The organism is Streptacidiphilus monticola (assembly GCF_042658505.1).
Taxonomy (GTDB): Bacteria; Actinomycetota; Actinomycetes; order Streptomycetales; family Streptomycetaceae; genus Streptacidiphilus; species Streptacidiphilus monticola.
This window is the reverse complement of record NZ_JBHSQJ010000012.1, coordinates 70,552-87,800: the sequence shown is the minus strand read 5'-3', so window position 1 is coordinate 87,800 and position 17,249 is coordinate 70,552. Positions and strand designations below refer to the sequence as shown.

Annotated in this window: 19 protein-coding genes and 1 riboswitch; of the genes, 12 read left to right on the top strand and 7 right to left on the bottom strand. The window is 74.1% G+C overall.

Annotated elements, in window-relative coordinates; all coding sequences use genetic code 11:
* Window positions 1-161: 161 nt before the first annotated feature.
* On the top strand, window positions 162-767 hold the full coding sequence (locus ACFP3V_RS04445; RefSeq protein ID WP_380579901.1) for a DUF4126 domain-containing protein: 606 nt from the start codon (window positions 162-164) through the stop codon (window positions 765-767).
* 32 nt (window positions 768-799) lie between these two features.
* On the opposite strand, the gene ACFP3V_RS04440 is transcribed toward ACFP3V_RS04445, so the two are convergent.
* Window positions 800-2,233 (bottom strand): MFS transporter, encoded by a 1,434-nt coding sequence (locus ACFP3V_RS04440; protein WP_380579899.1) that lies wholly within the window; start codon window positions 2,231-2,233, stop codon window positions 800-802.
* 130 nt (window positions 2,234-2,363) lie between these two features.
* Between ACFP3V_RS04440 and ACFP3V_RS04435 the strand changes: the two genes are divergently transcribed.
* Window positions 2,364-2,966: a TetR/AcrR family transcriptional regulator gene (locus ACFP3V_RS04435; protein ID WP_380579897.1), complete on the top strand. Its 603-nt coding sequence runs from the start codon at window positions 2,364-2,366 to the stop codon at window positions 2,964-2,966.
* Window positions 2,967-2,977: 11 nt separating this feature from the next.
* On the top strand, window positions 2,978-4,453 hold the full coding sequence (locus ACFP3V_RS04430; RefSeq protein WP_380579895.1) for a phytoene desaturase family protein: 1,476 nt from the start codon (window positions 2,978-2,980) through the stop codon (window positions 4,451-4,453).
* Here the strand turns inward: ACFP3V_RS04430 and ACFP3V_RS04425 are convergent.
* On the bottom strand, window positions 4,421-5,155 hold the full coding sequence (locus ACFP3V_RS04425; protein ID WP_380579893.1) for a hypothetical protein: 735 nt from the start codon (window positions 5,153-5,155) through the stop codon (window positions 4,421-4,423). The genes ACFP3V_RS04430 and ACFP3V_RS04425 overlap by 33 nt on opposite strands.
* A 48-nt stretch (window positions 5,156-5,203) precedes the next feature.
* Window positions 5,204-6,121: a methylenetetrahydrofolate reductase [NAD(P)H] gene (metF, locus tag ACFP3V_RS04420; RefSeq protein ID WP_380579891.1), complete on the bottom strand. Its 918-nt coding sequence runs from the start codon at window positions 6,119-6,121 to the stop codon at window positions 5,204-5,206.
* 129 nt (window positions 6,122-6,250) lie between these two features.
* Here metF and ACFP3V_RS04415 point away from each other — a divergent pair, with 129 nt between their 5' ends.
* Both ACFP3V_RS04415 and ACFP3V_RS04410 read left to right on the top strand, forming a co-directional pair.
* Entirely contained in the window at window positions 6,251-7,351 is a 1,101-nt protein-coding gene (locus ACFP3V_RS04415; protein WP_380579889.1) for a polyprenyl synthetase family protein, read from the top strand.
* Window positions 7,352-7,414: 63 nt separating this feature from the next.
* Window positions 7,415-8,029, top strand: coding sequence for a sugar O-acetyltransferase (locus ACFP3V_RS04410; protein WP_380579887.1), 615 nt, complete (start codon window positions 7,415-7,417; stop codon window positions 8,027-8,029).
* A 221-nt stretch (window positions 8,030-8,250) separates the two neighbouring features.
* Here the strand turns inward: ACFP3V_RS04410 and thiE are convergent, their stop codons facing one another.
* Both thiE and ACFP3V_RS04400 read right to left on the bottom strand, forming a co-directional pair.
* On the bottom strand, window positions 8,251-8,910 hold the full coding sequence (gene thiE, locus ACFP3V_RS04405; RefSeq protein ID WP_380579885.1) for a thiamine phosphate synthase: 660 nt from the start codon (window positions 8,908-8,910) through the stop codon (window positions 8,251-8,253).
* The gene (locus ACFP3V_RS04400) at window positions 8,907-9,272 is read right to left on the bottom strand and encodes an Rv2175c family DNA-binding protein (protein ID WP_380579882.1); all 366 of its coding nucleotides are present in this window, start codon (window positions 9,270-9,272) and stop codon (window positions 8,907-8,909) included. Before ACFP3V_RS04400 ends, thiE begins: the two co-directional genes overlap by 4 nt.
* Window positions 9,273-9,470: 198 nt before the next feature.
* Between ACFP3V_RS04400 and ACFP3V_RS04395 the strand changes: the two genes are divergently transcribed.
* Window positions 9,471-9,671, top strand: a complete 201-nt coding sequence (locus ACFP3V_RS04395) for a hypothetical protein (protein WP_380579879.1) — start codon at window positions 9,471-9,473, stop codon at window positions 9,669-9,671.
* Window positions 9,672-9,710: 39 nt separating this feature from the next.
* Here ACFP3V_RS04395 and ACFP3V_RS04390 read toward each other — a convergent pair whose 3' ends face one another.
* Window positions 9,711-10,844, bottom strand: coding sequence for an NAD(P)/FAD-dependent oxidoreductase (locus tag ACFP3V_RS04390; protein ID WP_380579877.1), 1,134 nt, complete (start codon window positions 10,842-10,844; stop codon window positions 9,711-9,713).
* A 35-nt stretch (window positions 10,845-10,879) separates the two neighbouring features.
* Window positions 10,880-10,991, top strand: a riboswitch (TPP riboswitch).
* On the opposite strand from ACFP3V_RS04390, the gene thiO reads away from it, so the two are divergent.
* The 5 genes from thiO (at window position 10,987) to ACFP3V_RS04365 (ending at window position 15,693) form a co-directional block, all read left to right on the top strand.
* Window positions 10,987-12,150: a glycine oxidase ThiO gene (gene thiO, locus ACFP3V_RS04385; protein ID WP_380579875.1), complete on the top strand. Its 1,164-nt coding sequence runs from the start codon at window positions 10,987-10,989 to the stop codon at window positions 12,148-12,150. It overlaps the preceding riboswitch by 5 nt.
* The gene (thiS, locus tag ACFP3V_RS04380) at window positions 12,147-12,359 is read left to right on the top strand and encodes a sulfur carrier protein ThiS (protein ID WP_380579873.1); all 213 of its coding nucleotides are present in this window, start codon (window positions 12,147-12,149) and stop codon (window positions 12,357-12,359) included. The genes thiO and thiS overlap by 4 nt, the downstream gene beginning before the upstream one ends.
* A 4-nt stretch (window positions 12,360-12,363) precedes the next feature.
* Complete coding sequence (locus ACFP3V_RS04375) at window positions 12,364-13,158, top strand: thiazole synthase (RefSeq protein WP_380579871.1); 795 nt, start codon at window positions 12,364-12,366, stop codon at window positions 13,156-13,158.
* 34 nt (window positions 13,159-13,192) lie between these two features.
* Complete coding sequence (gene pknB, locus ACFP3V_RS04370; RefSeq protein WP_380579869.1) at window positions 13,193-15,121, top strand: Stk1 family PASTA domain-containing Ser/Thr kinase; 1,929 nt, start codon at window positions 13,193-13,195, stop codon at window positions 15,119-15,121.
* The gene (locus tag ACFP3V_RS04365) at window positions 15,118-15,693 is read left to right on the top strand and encodes a GNAT family N-acetyltransferase (protein WP_380579867.1); all 576 of its coding nucleotides are present in this window, start codon (window positions 15,118-15,120) and stop codon (window positions 15,691-15,693) included. The genes pknB and ACFP3V_RS04365 overlap by 4 nt, the downstream gene beginning before the upstream one ends.
* A 30-nt stretch (window positions 15,694-15,723) precedes the next feature.
* Here ACFP3V_RS04365 and ACFP3V_RS04360 read toward each other — a convergent pair whose 3' ends face one another.
* Window positions 15,724-16,353 (bottom strand): sulfite oxidase-like oxidoreductase, encoded by a 630-nt coding sequence (locus tag ACFP3V_RS04360; protein ID WP_380579865.1) that lies wholly within the window; start codon window positions 16,351-16,353, stop codon window positions 15,724-15,726.
* Window positions 16,354-16,531: 178 nt separating this feature from the next.
* On the opposite strand from ACFP3V_RS04360, the gene bfr reads away from it, so the two are divergent.
* Window positions 16,532-17,011 (top strand): bacterioferritin, encoded by a 480-nt coding sequence (bfr, locus tag ACFP3V_RS04355; RefSeq protein ID WP_380579863.1) that lies wholly within the window; start codon window positions 16,532-16,534, stop codon window positions 17,009-17,011.
* Window positions 17,012-17,249 lie beyond the last annotated feature (238 nt).

The following is a 17,249-nucleotide window of genomic DNA, read 5'->3' as shown; positions in this document are numbered from 1 at the left end:
GCCGGGCCGGCGGCCCGGAGCCTTGCGGCCCCCGGTCCGTCCCGGTGCCACAAGACTGCCCTTCGCGCAGGTCGGGAACCATCCGCGCGGATACTCAACTCGCGGCCGTGATCCTTCTGAGTACCTGTACTCACCGATCCGGCGTCCCCTACCCTGCCCGCGTGGATGTTCTTCCTCTTGTCTTCACCAGCGGCTGGGCCAGCGGCATCAACGCCTACGCGGTGGTCCTGGTCCTGGGCCTGCTCGGACGCTTCGACGGGCTGACGCAGGTGCCCCCGGCGCTCGAGCGGACGGACGTCCTGGTCGCTGCGGCCGTGCTGTTCCTGATCGAGGCTGTGGCGGACAAGATCCCCTACGTGGACTCGCTCTGGGACGTCGCACACACCGTCGTCCGCCCGATCGCGGGCGGCGTCGTGGCCGCGCTGATCGCGGGGCACGGCCACCAGTCCCTGGGCGCCCTGGCCGCAGGGGCGTTGGGCGGTTCGACCGCGCTGGCCAGTCATCTGACCAAGGCCGGCCTGCGCATGGGCATCAACACCTCGCCCGAGCCCTTCTCCAACATCGTCGTCAGCCTCGGCGAGGACCTCACCGTGGCCGCCCTGGTCAGCTGGGCGCTGTTCCACCCGGTGCCCGCCGCGATCACCGCGGGTGTGCTGCTGGCCCTCGGCCTGCTGCTGGTGTGCTTCACCTTCTCCCGGATCCGCCGCTTCTGGCGCCGCCGCAAGGAGCGCCGCGCCGCCAGGACGGCCGCGCCGGCGGCCACCTGACGCCACGTCAGCGCGGCACGTCAGGTCCGGCGTCACTCCAACCGCCCGCGCGGGCGGACCACCAGTGCCAGGACCGCCCAGGCGAGGCCGACGGCCAGTGCGCCCCAGCCCATCGCGACCGCCACGCCGTGCGCGAACCCGGCCGGGCCGGGGTGCTCGGCCGCGCTGAACGCCGTCAGCAGCACGGCGGTGCCGAGCGCGCCGCCGACCTGCTGCATGGTCTGCAGCGTCCCGGAGGCTGCCCCGGACTCCTCGGGCCGCACCCCGTGCAGGATCGTCAGCGACAGCGGGGCCATGGTGGACCCGGCCCCGAACCCGAACAGCAGCAGCGCGGGCAGGACCCCGGTCGCGAAGCGGCTGTCCGGCCCGAGCCGGGTGAGCAGCAGCATCCCGGCCCCGATCAGCAGCGGCCCGGTGAGCAGGAACAGCCCGGGCCCCCAGCGCGGCACCAGCCGCGGCACGGTCCGCGCGGCCGCGAACAGCGGCACGGTCAGCGGCAGGAAGGCAAGGCCGGCCCGCATGGCCGAGTAGCCGAGCACCACCTGCAGGTACTGGGTGACGAAGAAGAACATCCCGAACATCGCCGCCGCGACCAGCGCCATCGCCGCGTAGCCGCCGGCCCGCACCCGGGTCGCGAGCAGCCCGAGCGGAAGGAGCGGGCGCTCGGTCCGCAGCTCCACCAGGACGAACCCGGAGAGCAGCAGCGCGGCGGCGGCGAAGCTGCCCAGCGCGAGCGGGTCGGCCCAGTCGCGGGCGGCCCGGATGAAGCCGTACACCAGGGCCGCCGTCCCGGTCGTGGCCAGCGCCGCACCGGGGACGTCCAGCCGCCCCGGGTGCCGCTCCGGCTCCTGGACGACGCGCGGCGCGAGGAGACTGACGGCCAGTCCGAAGGGCACGTTGATGAACATGACCCAGCGCCAGGAGATCAGGGACGTGAGCAGCCCGCCGAGGATCAGCCCCACGGTCCCCCCGCCCGCGGACATCGCGGAGAACAGGCCGATGGCGCGCGCCCGTTCGGCCGGGTCGCGGAAGGTGCTGACGATCAGGGCGAGCGTGTTCGGGGCGGCCAGCGCCGCGCCGACGCCCTGGGCGATCCGCGCCCCGAGCAGCATGCCCGGGCTGGTCGCCAGTCCGCCGGCCAGCGAGGCGAGGGTGAACAGGCCGACGCCGAGGACCAGCAGGCGGCGGCGTCCGAAGCTGTCGCCGGCGCGGCCTCCGAGCAGCAGCAGGCCGCCGAAGGCGAGCAGGTAGATGTTCTGCACCCAGGACAGTCCGGCGGCGTCGAAGCCGAGGCTGCGCTGGATGCCGGGCAGTGCGATGGACACCACGGTGGCGTCCAGGATGACCATCAACTGGCAGGTGAGGATGGTGAGCAGGGCCAGCGGGTGCCGCCGGGGCGGCTGCTCCGCCGCCCGCGCGGCCGCTGCTGCGGCCGGGGCGTGGATGATGTTCTCCGACGTGGGCATGGCTCTCCCCCGAGAGGTCATGGCGCAGGGCAGAAGGAATCTGGGAGACTGAAGCGGAGGAACTCTCCGCTTTCCCTGGGAAAGACGATACGGAGACAGTCTCCGTTTATCAAGGAGGGAAGGGCCGGAGATGACGAGCAAGGCCGCGCAGCCGACCGAACGGCCCATGCGTGCCGATGCCCGCCGCAACTACGAGCGCCTGGTGGAGACCGCCCATGAGGTCTTCCTGGAGGGCGGCGCGGACGCCTCGCTCGACGAGATCGCCCGGCGCGCCGGTGTCGGCGCGGGCACGCTCTACCGTCACTTCCCCACCCGCGCGGACCTGTTGGACGCCGTCTGCCGCCGCTGGATGGACTCCGTCCTGGCCGACGCGGAGCCGCTGCTCGAGGCGGAGGACCCGGTGGCCGCCCTGGAGACGTGGCTGGTGCGGATGGTGGACCACGTCGGCGCCTTCCGCGGGCTCGCCGGCCGGCTGCTGCTCGCCCGGGACCGCAAGCACTCCACCGGGAGCGTCCTGCACGAGACGCTGATCCGCTTCGTCGAGCGCGCCCAGGAGTGCGGCGGCATCCGCACCGATGTCGGCCCGACCGAGGTGATGCAACTGACCAGCGGCATCACCCAGGCCTGCGAGAGCGCCCGGGCCATGGGCAAGTCCGCCGACCCGACGGTCCTGGTCGGCATCGTGATGGACGGCCTGCGGACCGGTGCCGAGGGCGGTTCCGCGCGCGCATAGGATCAAGCACCATGGCTCGGATCGTCGTCATCGGTGCAGGTATGGGCGGACTCGCCGCGGCAGCGCGGCTGGCCACGCTCGGCCACGCGGTCACCCTCTGCGAGGCCGGACCCGCGCACGGCGGCATGGTCGGGCAGTACGAGCGCGACGGCTTCCGCTTCGACACCGGCCCGACCCTGCTCACGCTGCCCGCGGTCTACCGGGACCTGATGCTGAAGACCGGCCGCACCCGGCTGGAGGACGAGGTCGAGCTGCGCCCGGTCGACCCCGGCAGCGAGCACGTGCTGCCGGACGGCACCAGGTTCGCCCTGGCCAACGCCTCCCGCGCGAAGGTCCTGGCGGAGCTGGACGCGAAACTGGGCACGGGCGCCGGCGAGCGCTGGGGTGAGCTGCTCGAACGCGGCCGGGGCGTGTGGGAGGCGACCCGCCGCCCGCTGCTCGAGGAGCCGCTGCCCGAGGACACCGCGCCGCTGCACCGCGACCCGTACGCCCCCGCGAAGCGGGGCCTGTTCGCCCGTCCGCCCCGGACACTGGCGGACGTGGCCCGCAAGGAGCTGCGCCACGACGGGCTCGCCGCACTGCTGGACGAGTACGCCCTGCGCTTCGGACTGAATCCGGAGACGGCCCCGGCCTCGCTCACCGTCCTGCCCTACATGGAGCAGAGCTTCGGCGTCTGGTACGTCACCGGCGGCATGCGCGCACTCGCGGACGCGGTCCTGCGCCGGTGCCGGGCCCGGGGCGTGGAGCTGCGCTTCGACTCCCCTGTGGCGCGGGTGCTCGGCGAGGAGCGGGTCACCGGTGTGCTGCTGGCGGACGGCACGACACTCGACGCCGACGTGGTCGTCGCCGACGTGGACCCCGCGATGCTGACGCGGTTGGGCGTACCGGAGGACGACGGAACGAGCCCCGAGCCCAGCACGCGGAGCCGCTTCGTGGTGCTGCTCGCCCTCCGGGGCGCACGTCCCGAGGGCACCCCCCACCGGACGGTCGTCCACACCACGGACCGGCGGGAGGAGCTGGACGCGCTGGCCGGCGGCTACCTGCCGACCGCTCCGACCCTGGAGGTGCTGCGTCCTGACGACGCGTCACTTCACCCCGCCCGCCACGAGACCGTCTCGCTGTGCGCGGGCGTCCCCGGCCACGGCCCGGACGCCGGACAGCTCGACTGGCAGGCGGACGGCCAGCGCGCCGCCGCCTTCGCGGAGCACCTGATCACCCTGGCCGAGCGGGCCGCGCCCGGACTGCGCGAGCGCGTGCTCTGGTACGAGATCCGCACTCCGGCCGACCTGGCCAGGGAGCACCACGCGGCCTGGGGCGCCGTCCCCGGCCCCGCGCTCGCCGGCGGCGGTGGCGCCCACCTGGCGCGGCGGAACACCACCTCCCTCCCCGGGCTCTACCGGGTGGGTCAACACGCCCACCCCGGCGGGGGCTTGGCGCGGGTGGGGATGTCCGCCTCAGTAACCGCCGGACTGATCGGCCCAGCCTGAGCTCTGCGTCTGCGCCTGGGGCTGGTACTCCGGGTAGTAGGCGACGTACTGCTGACCGTCCCAGTAGTACGCGACCTGCGGCTGCTGCTCCGCCCCGGCCTCCGCCGGCGCCGCCGCGTACACGCCCTGCTGCTCGTAGGCGTACCCCGGTGTGTAGCCGTAGTCGGCGACATACGGCTGCTGGTCGTACCCGTACGCGGCGGCGTACGCGGTCTCGTCGTAGGCCTGCGCCTGGCCGCCGGGTTCCGCGTAGGCCGAGTAGGCGTCCGCGATCTCCTCCTGCGCCGGCGCCCAGGTCTGGGTCTGCTCGAGAGAGTCCGGCGCCGGCTCGGGCACGTACTCCTCGACCTGGCTCACCTCGCCGACCACGGGCTCGGGTTCCGGCTCCGGCGGCGGGGCCGCCTCCGCGCCGAAGAGCCTGCCGGCCAGCGGCAGCCGCTCCGCCGCCCGCAGGGCCCAGTGCTCGCCCGTGCCGCGCTTCACCGCCTGCGTGGTCAGCCACTGCCCCGCGCCGAAGCCGACGACACCGGCCCCGATCAGCGGCAGCGAGCCCCGGACCACACCCGCGACCAGCACCAGGAAGCCGCCGAAGGCCAGCCCGCGCCAGTGGACCGGGGCGCGCCGCTGCAGCAGCAGCTCACCCAGCAGCCACAGCGCGACCACGGCGAACGCGCAGTACAGCACCGCATGTACCAGGCCCACGGGAGTCCCACCTCTCACAGAGTGGGCACACGGTACCGCGCCCGCCTGTCACCGCGATTCGTTCAGCCCGAGGTTGGTGTAGATCTCCGAGCACACCGTGGCGAAGTTCGCCGTCATGAAGTGCAGGCCGGGCGCGTCCTCCGCGATCAGCCGCTCGCACATCGCGGTGGCGAACTCGATGCCCATGGCCCGCACCGCCGCCGGGTCGTCCTCGGCCGCGAGCATCCGCTCGGCCAGGTCGGCCGGGAACTGAGCCGTCGTCAGGGTCGGGATGCGGTGCAGCGAGCGGACCGTCGTCACCGGCATGATCTCCGGAATGATCGGCACCGTGCAGCCCGCGGCCGCCACCCGGTCGCGGAAGCTCAGGTAGTGGTCCACGTCGAAGAACATCTGGGTGATCGCGTAGTCGGCACCCGCCCGGCACTTGGCCACGAAGTGGCGGATGTCGGAGTCCCAGTCGGGCGAGCGCGGGTGCATCTCCGGGAACGCGGCCACGCCGACGCAGAAGTCCCCGGCCTCCTTGATGAGTTCGACCAGCTGCGCGGCGTAGGTGACCCCCTGCGGGTGCGGCACCCACTCCCCCAGCGGGTCGCCCGGCGGGTCGCCGCGCAGCGCGAGGACGTTGCGGACGCCCTGGTCCGCGTAGTGGCCGAGGATGTTGCGCAGCTCGGCCACGGTGTGGTCGACAGCGGTGAGGTGCGCGACGGGCGTGAGCGTCGTCTCGGCGGCGATCCGGCCGGTGATGTTGATGGTGCGCCCTCGGGTGGAGCCGCCCGCGCCGTAGGTGACGGCGACGAATGTCGGGCCCAGGGCCTCCAGCCTGCGGATCGCCTTCCAGAGTCCGGCCTCCGCCTCCGGGGTCCGCGGCGGCATGAACTCGAAGGAGTACGAGCGCTCCCCGGACGCCAGCAGATCCCGGATGGAGACCGCGCGGTCATGCCTGGTGCTGGGGGTCCCGAGTGCCATAGAGGCAGGTTAGCCGCCGGATACGACGCTTTTGAAACGCATGTCCAGCAGCTGAGACGGGGTGCGGTCCCCTGGTGAACAGCCGGCTCGCGTTACGCTGGTTCCCCCTGTATCCCACGGAGTTCCCCGGTGTCGTCCTCGCTCGCCCGCCCCCCGCTCGCCGCCGCGGCGACGGCCGCAGGCAACCCGGTGGACGCCGAGGGGCTGCGCGAGCGGGTGGACCTGGCCCTGGCCGACTTCCTCGACCGGCAGGCCGCCGTCCTCGGATCCGTCTCGGCCGAACTGCTCCCGCTCGTCGACATCGTCCGCGGCTTCGTGCTCGACGGCGGCAAGCGGTTCCGGGCGGCCTTCCTGTACTGGGGCTGGCGCGCGGCGGGCGGCGCGCCGTACGACGCGGGCGCGGTCCGCGCGGCGGCGGCGCTGGAGCTGCTGCAGGCGGCGGCGCTGGTCCACGACGACCTGATGGACCGCAGCGACACCCGCCGGGGCCGGGCGTCGATACACCGTCAGTTCCAGTCCCGTCACCGGGCGGAGGGCCGCGGCGGCGACCCCGCGAGCCAGGGCGCGGCCTCCGCCGTCCTGGCCGGGGACCTGCTGCTGACCTGGTCCGACTCCCTCTTCTCCAGCTGCGGCCTGCCCACCGCCGACGCCCGGCCGGTCTTCGACCTGCTGCGCACCGAGGTGATGGCCGGCCAGTACCTGGACATGCTGCCGCCGGCCCCCGGCGCGGACCTGGCAGCACGGGCGAGGACGGTGGTCCGCTACAAGTCCGCCAAGTACACGGTGGAGCGCCCGCTCCAGCTCGGCGCCCTGCTGGCCGGGGGATCACCCCAACTGGTGGCCGCCCTGGGCGAGTTCGGGCTGCCGCTGGGCGAGGCCTTCCAGCTCCGCGACGACCTGCTCGGCGTCTTCGGCGACCCGGCCCGCACCGGCAAGCCCAGCGGCGACGACCTGCGCGAGGGCAAGCGGACCCTGCTCGTCGCCGAGGCACTGGCACACGCCACCCCCGCCGACGCCCGGCTGATCGACGACCTGCTCGGCTCCCCCGAGCCCGAGGCCGTGGACCTGCTCCGCGACGCCCTCTCTCGCAGCGGGGCCCCGGCCCGGGTCCGTGCGCGCATCGCCGACCTGCGCGACGGCTCCCTCGCCGCCCTGGACGCCGCACCGGTCACCGAGCCGGCCCGCGTCGTCCTCCACCGGCTGGCCCACGCCGCGCTCGGCGACGCGTAGCGCGCCCTTGCCCATTCCTTTTGTTGTGGATGTCTGTACGCATCGATGCGTACGGTCGTCCGCATGAGCGCCGAACCGACCACCGCTGACACCCGCTCGATGCGCGAGCGCATGCTCGCCGGAGACCTCTACGTCTGCGACGAACCCGAGCTCGTCGAGGACATCGCCGCCGCCGACGACCTGATGCGCGCCTTCAACGCGACCACCGCGCGGCAGGAGTCGCTGCGCCGCACGCTGTTGGAGCAGCTGCTGGGCGAGGTCGGCGAGGAGGCCGTCATCCGCCCGCCGCTCTATGTGGACTACGGCCGCCACCTCCGCTTCGGCGCCCGCAGCTTCGCCAACTTCGGGCTGGTGGCCCTCGACGTCGCGCCCATCACGATCGGCACAGACGTCCAGATCGGGCCCAACGTCCAGCTGCTGACGCCCTTTCACCCGCTGGAGCCGGGGCTGCGCCGGGACAAGTGGGAGGCGGCGAAACCCATCACCATCGGGGACAACGTCTGGCTCGGCGGCGGCGTCATCGTGCTGCCCGGCGTGACCATCGGCGAGAACACCGTGGTCGGGGCAGGCGCCGTCGTCACCCGGGACCTGCCCCCGAACGTGGTCGCCGTCGGCAACCCCGCCCGCGTCGTCCGCTCGCTCGACGAGGCGCCTGCCGCCGCCACGGCTGAAGCCTGAGCCGCGGCGTCCGCCGAGGGCGCATGCGGCAGGCGGGCCCGGGGGCTCCCTCCCCGCCAACCACGCGGGGCGACTGACCTGCCTCGCCCCGTCCTCGCTCGCGACGACGAAGGCCCCAGCTTCGACGGAACCGGGCCGGAGGCCCAGGTTCCGTCGGGCTGGGGCCCGGGGCTTGCTCAGGCTCCGCGCGGGTGCGCCCGCTCGGCCGGGCGGGGCGGGGGTCAGTCGCGGGAGCGGAGCGCCGTGGAGAGGTGCTGGGCTGCGCGGTACGGGTCGGACGCGGCGGTCAGGGCGCGGACGACGACGATGCGGCGGGCGCCTGCCTCCAGGACCTGGTCGAGGTTCCCGGCGTCGATGCCGCCGATGGCGAACCAGGGGCGGTCCGTGCCGAGCTTCGCCGCGTAGGACACCAGCCCCAGCCCTGGCGCCGGGCGGCCCGGCTTCGTGGGCGTGGGCCAGACCGGCCCGGTGCAGAAGTAGTCCACGCCCGGCTCCGCCGCCGCCGCGTCCACCTCGGCCTCCGCGTGGCAGGAGCGCCCGATCAGGACGTCCGCCCCGAGGATCGCCCGCGCCGCCGCGACGGGCAGGTCGTCCTGGCCGAGGTGGAGCACGTCGGGCCGGGCCGCGTGGGCCACGTCCGCCCGGTCGTTGACGGCGAGCAGCCGCCCGTGCCGGCGCGCCGCGTCGGCGAACACCTCCAGCGCGGCGAGCTCCTGCTTCGCCTCCAGCCCCTTGTCCCGCAGTTGCACGATGTCGACGCCGCCCGCCAGGACCGCGTCCAGGAACTCGGGCAGGTCCCCCTGCTCCCGGCGGGCGTCCGTGCATAGGTACAACCGGGCGTCCACCAGGGCCTGTTGACGGGGCGTCGGCGTCGGGCTCACAGGGCCATCGCCTGGGCCCGGCGCTTGACCTCCGTGCCGCGGTTGTCCCGCAGGGCCTGGGCGGGGGTGCCGGGCAGGGTCGGGTCCTCGGTGAACAGCCACTCCAGCGCCTCCTCGTCGCTGAAGCCGGCGTCCCGCAGGACCGTCAGCGTGCCGGGGACGCCGCGCACGGGCTTGTCCTCGCCGATGAACGCGGCGGGCACCTGCAGGGCGCGGTTCTCACCGCGGCGGACGGCGATCAGGGTCCCGTCCGAGACCATGTTGCGGACGCGGGTCACCTCCACGCCCCACTTCTCCGCGATGTCCGGAAGGTACATCCACTCGGGGATCAGGGCGTCGGTCTTGGGATCGATCTCACTCACGGGACCAGACTGCCATCCTGGCCGCGCTCCGCGCACCCCGCCCGACCCGCTCGGGCCTGCGCGGGCGCGCTGCGCTCTGCCGAGCCGAGGCCGGGGCCCGCGCGCAGCCCGCCGCCCCGCGCGGGGGCGGTAGCCGCCTGACGGCGGGTCAGGCGCATACTGGGCGGAGCCCGATCCCCGCCCCGCAGGAGTGCCAACATGCGCTACGCCGTCGTCGCCGTGGTCCTCGCGGCCGTCTGCGCGATCGAGTGGGTCACCTCGCCCACCGTGCTCGCGGCCCTCACGATCGTCGTGCCGACCGTCATTCTCGCCGCGGTCGCCGTCCTGGCCGTGCGTCCGCTCGGCGACGAGGACGAGGCCGTCGGCAACCGCCGCCTCCCCGCGCCCGCCCGGCAGTAGCAGTTCCCCCGTTCCCCCGCCCCGCCCGGAGGCCGAGGCTCAGCCCGCCGCGACCGCCTGCTTGAGCGGGACGGCCGGGTCGGCCACCCGCTCCGGGTCGAGCGGGGTGCCCTGCGCGAGCAGGCGCTTGGCCTGCGCCAGGTCCCGCGGCCGGTCGACGAAGAGCGCCGCCGTCGGCGTGCCGTCCGCCCGCAGCCAGACCGCGTCGCCCGCGTTGCCGCGCGCCACCCGCCGGTCCGTCGGGGCGGCGACTCCGAGCGACTGGACCATCCGGCCGAACTGCTCGGACCAGAAGTAGGGCACCGGGTCGTACACCTCGTCGCCGCCCAGCACGTTGGCCGCGACCACCTTGGCGCTCGCGAGCGCGTGGTCCCAGTGATGGACCGTCAGTCTCCGTCCGTAGCGGGCGGAGGGGAAGGACGCGCAGTCGCCCACGGCCCACACCCCGGGCGCCGCGCGCAGCCGGTCGTCGGCCGCGACCGCGCCGCGGTCGTCCAGCGGGACGTCGGAACCGGACAGCCAGGCCGTGGCAGGCCGGGCGCCGATACCGACGAGCAGCACGTCCGCCCGCACGCCGGAGCCGTCCGTCAGCACCACGCCGTCCCCCGCCGGCAGGAAGCCGGAGACCGCGGCGCCGGTGCGCAGGTCGACGCCGGCCTCGGCGAACCAGCACCGGGTGAACTCCCCCGCCGGAGGCGAGGACGCGGCCTCCAGCACCACCACCTCGCAGCCCGCCTCCCGCGCCGCCGACGCCGCCTCCGCGCCGATCCAGCCCGCCCCGACGATGACCACCCGCGCCCCGGGGCGCAGCACCGCCCGCAGCGCGAGCGCGTCGTCGTGGGTGCGCAGCAGCCGGGCGGACGCGGGCTGGCCGGGCAGCGTCAGCGGTTCCGCGCCGGTGGCGAGGACCACGGCGTCGGCCTCGGCGACGTCGTCCAGGGCACGGATCCGGCGGCCCAGCACCAGATCCACCCCGAGGGCAACGAAGTCCACGTCCAGGCGCGAGTGTTCGGCCTTGCCGAGGAGGACCTCCTTCGACAGCGGCGGGCGGTCGTACGGCGCGTGCGGCTCCGCCCCGATGATCGTCAGCCGGCCGTCGTACCCCGCCTCGCGCAGCGAGACCGCGGTCTGCACGCCCGCGATGCCCGCGCCCACCACCACAACCTGGTCCATACACGCACCCTACTGAGCCGGATAGAGTGAGGGTGAGCAGCAGACGCGGGAGCCCGGAGGACCGGGCTGAGAGGGAGGCCGATCCGCCTCCGACCGTACGAACCTGATCCGGGTCATGCCGGCGAAGGGAGTGTCGGAAACCATGCCGCACAGCGACGTCCTCGTGATCGGCGGCGGAGTCATCGGGCTGGCCACGGCCTGGCGGACCGCGCAGCGCGGCCTGTCCGTGACGGTCCTCGACCCGGACCCGGGCCGGGGCGCCAACCAGGTGGCCGCCGGCATGCTGGCCCCGGTCACGGAGCTGCAGTACGGCGAGGAGCCGCTGCTCGCGCTCGGGATCGCGTCCAACGCCCGCTACGCCGACTTCGCGGCCGAGCTCACCGAGGCCACCGGCCTGGACACCGGCTACCGCGCCTGCGGCACGCTCGCCGTGGCACTGGACGCCGACGACCGGGCGGAGCTGCACGAGGTACACGGCTTCCAGCAGCGGCTCGGCCTGGACGTGGAGTGGCTGAGCGGCCGGGAGGCCCGCCGTCTGGAGCCGATGCTGGCCCCCGGCGTCCGCGGCGCGACGCTGGTCCGCGGCGACCACCAGGTCGACGGCCGCCGCCTCGGCGCGGCGCTGGTCGCGGCCTGCGTGAAGGCTGGGGTCACGCTGCACCCGTCCCGGGCCGCCCGGGTCACCACGGAGGGCGGACGGGCGACCGGTGCCCTCGCCGTCGACGGCACGAAGCTGACGGCGGATCAAACCGCGGTCGCCGCCGGCTGCTGGTCCGGCGGCCTGGAGGGCGTCCCCGCGGCGGTCCGGCTGCCGCTGCGGCCGGTCAAGGGACAGGTGCTGCGGCTGCGGATGACCACGGTGCGCGGGGACTTCCCCGGGCCGCCCTTCCTCTCCCGCAACGTCCGGGCCGTGGTCCGCGGCGTGCACATCTACCTGGTGCCGCGTGCGGACGGCGAGCTGGTGCTCGGCGCGACGACCGAGGAGGAGGGCTTCGACACCACCGTCACCGCGGGCGGTGTCTACGAACTCCTGCGCGACGCCCACGAGCTGGTGCCCGGGATCACCGAGCTGCCGCTCGCCGAGACCAGCGCCGGGCTGCGCCCGGGGACGCCGGACAACGCGCCGCTGCTCGGGCCCACCGCGCTGCCCGGCCTGGTGGCCGCCACCGGGCACCACCGCAACGGGGTACTGCTCACCCCGGTCACCGCGGACGCCCTGGCCGAGTACCTGACCACCGGTCAACTGCCGCCCGAGGCACGGCCGTTCACCCCCACCCGCTTCGCCTCCCCGGAGTCCCCCGCATGAGTCCCCAGCTGACCGTCACCGTCAACGGCGAGCGGCGCGAGCTGCCCGCCGGTACCACCCTGGCCGCCGTCGTCGCCGAGCTGACGCGGGCCAACGGCGGGGTGGCCGCCGCCGTCAACGAGGCCGTGGTGCCGCGCGGCAGCTGGGACGCGACCCCGCTGCGCGAGGCCGACCGGGTCGAGATCCTCACCGCCGTCCAGGGAGGCTGAGCACATGGCCGACGACCGACTCGTCATCGCCGGACGCGAGTTCGGCTCCCGCCTGATCATGGGCACCGGCGGGGCGCCCAGCCTGGAGGTGCTGGAGCAGGCGCTGCGCATCTCCGGCACCGAGCTGACCACGGTCGCCATGCGCCGGGTCAACCCGGCCGCCCGCGGCTCGGTCCTGGAGGTGCTCCAGCGCAACGGCATCGACGTGCTGCCCAACACCGCCGGCTGCTTCACCGCGGGCGAGGCGGTGCTGACGGCCCGTCTGGCGCGCGAGGCGCTGGGCACGGACTGGGTGAAGCTGGAGGTCGTCGCGGACGAGCGGACCCTGCTGCCGGACCCGGTCGAGCTGCTGGACGCGGCGGAGACGCTGGTGGACGACGGCTTCACCGTCCTCCCCTACACCAACGACGACCCGGTGCTGGCCCGCAAGCTGGAGGACGTGGGCTGCGCGGCCGTCATGCCGCTGGGCTCCCCGATCGGTTCCGGTCTCGGCATCCGCAACCCGCACAACTTCCAGCTGATCGTGGAGCAGGCCGGGGTCCCGGTGATCCTCGACGCGGGCGCGGGCACGGCCTCCGACGCGGCGCTGGCGATGGAGCTGGGCTGCGCGGCCGTGATGCTGGCCACAGCGGTCACCCGGGCCCAGGAGCCGGCGCTGATGGCGGAGGCGATGCGCAAGGCGGTCGAGGCGGGCCGGCTGGCCCACCGGGCGGGCCGGATCCCGCGCCGGTTCCACGCGGAGGCCTCGTCCCCGATGTCGGGAAGGGCACAGTTCGACCCCGAGGCGCCCGCGTTCTGACCCGCCCTCACAGGGACCCAATACACTCCGTCGAATGGACACCAGCCTGCACGACTCTCTCCTCGGGCGGACCCTCGACGGGCGCTACCGGGTGGAGCAGCGCGTCGCGTCCGGCGGCATGGCGACCGTGTACCGGGGGCTGGACCTGCGGCTGGACCGGGTCGTCGCGCTGAAGGTCATGCACCCGCAGTTCGCGGCGGACCCGGAGTTCGTCGAACGCTTCATCCGCGAGGCCAAGGCGGTCGCCCGGCTCTCGCACCCCAACGTGGTCAACGTCTTCGACCAGGGCGAGGACCGCACCGCCGAGCCGCCCGCCGTCTTCCTGGCGATGGAGTACGTGCCGGGCTGGACGCTGCGCGACCTGCTCCGGGAACGGGGCGCGCTGAGCGTCCGCACCACCCTGGACATCCTGGAGCCGGTCCTCGCCGCCCTCGGCGCAGCGCACCGGGCCGGGCTGGTGCACCGGGACGTCAAGCCCGAGAACGTGCTGCTCACCGAGGACGGCCGGGTCAAGGTCGCCGACTTCGGCCTGGTCCGCGCGGTGGACGCGCACACCGCGGCGACGACCCAGCAGGTGCTGGGCACGGTGTCCTACCTCGCGCCGGAGCAGATCGAGCGCGGCGCCGCCGACCCGCGCACCGACGTGTACGCGGCCGGTGTCGTGCTCTACGAGATGCTGACCGGGGCCAAGCCCTACACCGGCGAGTCCCCGGCCCAGGTGATCTACCGTCACCTGAGCGAGGACGTGCCCCCGCCGTCGCGCCTGGTGCCCGGGGTCCCGCACCAGCTCGACGCGATAACGCAGGCCGCCACCTCGCGCGACCCCCGGCACCGGCCGCAGGACGCCGTGGACCTGCTGGCCGTGCTCCAGCAGGCGCGGCGCGAGCTGACGCCCGCTCAACTGGACGCCGTCCCGCAACGGACCGGCGTGCCCGCCGCGGTGCCGGCCGTCGAGCGGACCAGCGTGATGCCGCCGCTGGAGGGGCTGACCGCGCTGCCCCCGGACCTCGTCATGCCCCGCCGGGAGCAGCCCGAGCCGGCCCCGCCCGCTCCCCGCGGCCCGGCCGCCCCGGCCCGGCGGCCGCGCTGGGCCCTGCCGCTCGGCGCGCTCGTCCTCGTCGTCGCCCTGGTCGCCGGGCTGACCTGGGCGCTCAACGGCGGCCTCTACACCCGGATGCCCAGCGTGCTGAACCTGCCCTCGGCGCGGGCGGTGGCCCAACTGCAGCAGGCGGGGCTGTCGGTGAACACCCGTCAGGACTTCAGCGAGACGGTGGCCGCCGGGCTCGTCATCAGCTCCGACCCGCAGCCGGGGGCGCGCGTCCGCAAGGACGCAACCGTCAGCATCGACGTGTCGCGGGGGCCCAACCGCCCGGCCGTGCCGGATGTGAGCGGGAAGACCGTCGCCGAGGCGACCGCCGCGCTGCGGGCCGCCGGGCTGGCGGTGGGCAGCAGCTCCCAGCAGCAGGCCAGCGACAGCGTCCCGGCCGGGCGGGTCGTCGGCACCGACCCGCCCGCCGGACGGAGGCTCAGCCCCAACTCGCCGGTGAACCTGATCGTGTCGAGCGGCTCCCAGCCGGTGGACCTCCCCGACGTCGTCGGCGAGCCCGTGGACCAGGCGACCAGCGACCTGCAGGACGCCGGCTTCAACGTCCGGCTCGACCCGAACCAGGTCTACTCGGACCAGGACGCCGGGACGATCGCCGCGCAGAGCCCCAACGGCTCCAGCGCGCAGCGGGGCGCGACGGTCACCCTGACCGTGTCCAAGGGCCAGGAGCAGGTGCAGGTGCCCGACGTGGGCGGCATGACCGAGAAGCAGGCCCGCCGCACTCTGGAGCGGGCCGGCTTCAAGGTCCGGGCGATCACCGTGATCCCGCTCGGCAAGCCCACCGTCCACAACCAGAGCCCCGGCGCCGACTCCCAGGCCGCGAAGGGCTCCACCGTCACCCTCTGGCTGTACCCGTGACCGCCGCGCAGATCACCGTCACCACCTGGCACCTGGAGCAGACCGCGCCCGGGGACGTGCGGCCGCCCGCCTCGCCGGCACCGGAGGCGGAGTTCGTCCGGGCCGAGCTGATCGGCCCGGAGTTCGCGCGCTTCCTCTACACGGCCGTGGGCGGCGACTGGAACTGGACCGACCGGCTGCCGTGGAGCTACCGGGAGTGGGCCGACTGGCTGGCCCGCCCCGGACTGGAGACCTGGGTGGCCTGGGTCCGCGGAACCCCGGCCGGCTACGTCCAGTTGGAGCCGCACCCGGAGGGCGAGGTGGAGATCGCCTACTTCGGCCTGATTCCCGCCTTCCACGGCCGGGGCCTGGGCGGCCACCTGCTCACCCACGGGCTCCGCCGCGCCTGGGACCTGGCGGACCGTCACCCTGGGCTGCCCGCCACCCGCAGGGTCACCGTGCACACCTGCTCCCTGGACGGACCGGCGGCGCTGCGCAACTACGAGTCGCGCGGCTTCCGACTCTTCCGCACCGAGACGGCGGAACAGCCCGCGGCCACGACGCCCGGCCCCTGGGAGAACAGCCGCCCCTGACGAGGCGTCAGCCGACCGCGGCCCCGGGGATCACAGCTCCGGACCCTCGCCCGGCTGCTCCTGGTAGGAGTAGCGCTGCTCCTGCCACGGGTCGCCGAGGTTGTGGTAGCCGCGCTCCTCCCAGAAGCCGCGGCGGTCCGCCGTCATGTACTCCACGGCACGGACCCACTTGGGGCCCTTCCAGGCGTACAGGTGCGGAACGACCAACCGGACCGGGAAGCCGTGTTCGACGGTGAGCGGGTCGCCGTTGCGGTGCGTGGCGAAGACCGTCGACTCGGCGGCGAAGTCGGCCAGCCGCAGGTTGGAGCTGAAGCCGTACTCGGCCCAGACCATGACATGGGTGACGTTGGCGGCGGGCGGCGCCAGTTCGAGCACGGTGGCGGCGGCGACGCCGTTCCAGCGGCTGCCGAGCATGCTGAACCGGGTGACGCAGTGGAAGTCCCCGGTCACCTCGGTGCGCGGCAGCGCGGAGAACGCGTCGTGGTTCCAGCTGTACTTCTCGCCGGAGGCGGTCGCCCCGAACACCTGGAAGTCCCAGGTCGCCGGCTTGAACCGGGGAATCGGCCCGTAGTGCAGCACCGGCCAGCCCCGCTGCAGGCGCTGACCCGGCGGAAGCCCCTGGCTCCGGCCGTTGGCCTGCTGATTTTCGGACTGGCCCATGGCTCAATCTTGACAGAGGCCCCGTCGGCGCCGCCGATCGGGTGCGCCGCACGGGGCGGGACGCGCGGACGGGATGAGTGTGACCTTCCTGGATTAGCGCCCGGACAAGTGGAACGATGCGTCCACCCGGGTGCAATTCCGGACGAACACACGAAGACGGGCAGAGAAAGGGCGTTCCATGCAGGGCGACCCCGAGGTCATCGAGTTCCTCAACGAGCAGCTGACCGCCGAGCTGACGGCTATCAACCAGTACTGGCTGCACTACCGGATGCAGGAGAACAACGGCTGGACGAAGCTCGCCAAGTACACCCGTCACGAGTCCATCGACGAGATGAAGCACGCCGACCGGCTGGCGGAGCGGATTCTCTTCCTGGAGGGCCTGCCCAACTTCCAGCGGCTGTTCCACCTGCGCATTGGCCAGACGATCACGGAGATGTTCGAGGCGGACCGCCAGATCGAGGTCGAGGCCATCGACCGGCTCCGCCGCGGGATCGTGCTGATGCGCGCCAAGGGGGACGTGACGTCGGCGAACATCTTCGAGGACATCCTCGAGGACGAGGAACACCACATCGACTATCTGGACACCCAGCTGGACCTCATCCAGAAGCTCGGGGAACCCCTCTACATCGCCCAGCTGATCGAACAGCCCGAGAGCTAGTTGCACCCCCAGGGCGCGAGTCTGCGACAGGTGCGGCTCCGCCGCGTGGGCGCGACCGGCCCACCGTTCACGGAGGTTCGTCCCCTCTGAACGGGCCGAACCTCCCCGGGGACGCTGGGCCGTCATGCCCACGCGGCGCAGCCGCACCTGTCGCAGTCTTGCGCCCCTTGCGGCTTACGCCGCTTCGGCCTCGGCCTCGGGGATGCCCAGGCGCGNGCGCAGCCGCACCTGTCGCAGT

Excerpts from the sequence above, each read along its gene's own strand:
- ACFP3V_RS04390 (WP_380579877.1), bottom strand. The coding sequence starts at position 10,844 with ATGGACCAGGTTGTGGTGGTGGGCGCGGGCATCGCGGGCGTGCAGACC.
- bfr (WP_380579863.1), top strand. The coding sequence starts at position 16,532 with ATGCAGGGCGACCCCGAGGTCATCGAGTTCCTCAACGAGCAGCTGACC.
- ACFP3V_RS04395 (WP_380579879.1), top strand. The coding sequence starts at position 9,471 with ATGCGCTACGCCGTCGTCGCCGTGGTCCTCGCGGCCGTCTGCGCGATC.
- metF (WP_380579891.1), bottom strand. The coding sequence starts at position 6,121 with ATGGCACTCGGGACCCCCAGCACCAGGCATGACCGCGCGGTCTCCATC.
- thiS (WP_380579873.1), top strand. The coding sequence starts at position 12,147 with ATGAGTCCCCAGCTGACCGTCACCGTCAACGGCGAGCGGCGCGAGCTG.
- ACFP3V_RS04410 (WP_380579887.1), top strand. The coding sequence starts at position 7,415 with ATGAGCGCCGAACCGACCACCGCTGACACCCGCTCGATGCGCGAGCGC.
- ACFP3V_RS04360 (WP_380579865.1), bottom strand. The coding sequence starts at position 16,353 with ATGGGCCAGTCCGAAAATCAGCAGGCCAACGGCCGGAGCCAGGGGCTT.
- ACFP3V_RS04375 (WP_380579871.1), top strand. The coding sequence starts at position 12,364 with ATGGCCGACGACCGACTCGTCATCGCCGGACGCGAGTTCGGCTCCCGC.
- thiO (WP_380579875.1), top strand. The coding sequence starts at position 10,987 with ATGCCGCACAGCGACGTCCTCGTGATCGGCGGCGGAGTCATCGGGCTG.
- pknB (WP_380579869.1), top strand. The coding sequence starts at position 13,193 with ATGGACACCAGCCTGCACGACTCTCTCCTCGGGCGGACCCTCGACGGG.
- ACFP3V_RS04440 (WP_380579899.1), bottom strand. The coding sequence starts at position 2,233 with ATGCCCACGTCGGAGAACATCATCCACGCCCCGGCCGCAGCAGCGGCC.
- ACFP3V_RS04435 (WP_380579897.1), top strand. The coding sequence starts at position 2,364 with ATGACGAGCAAGGCCGCGCAGCCGACCGAACGGCCCATGCGTGCCGAT.
- ACFP3V_RS04430 (WP_380579895.1), top strand. The coding sequence starts at position 2,978 with ATGGCTCGGATCGTCGTCATCGGTGCAGGTATGGGCGGACTCGCCGCG.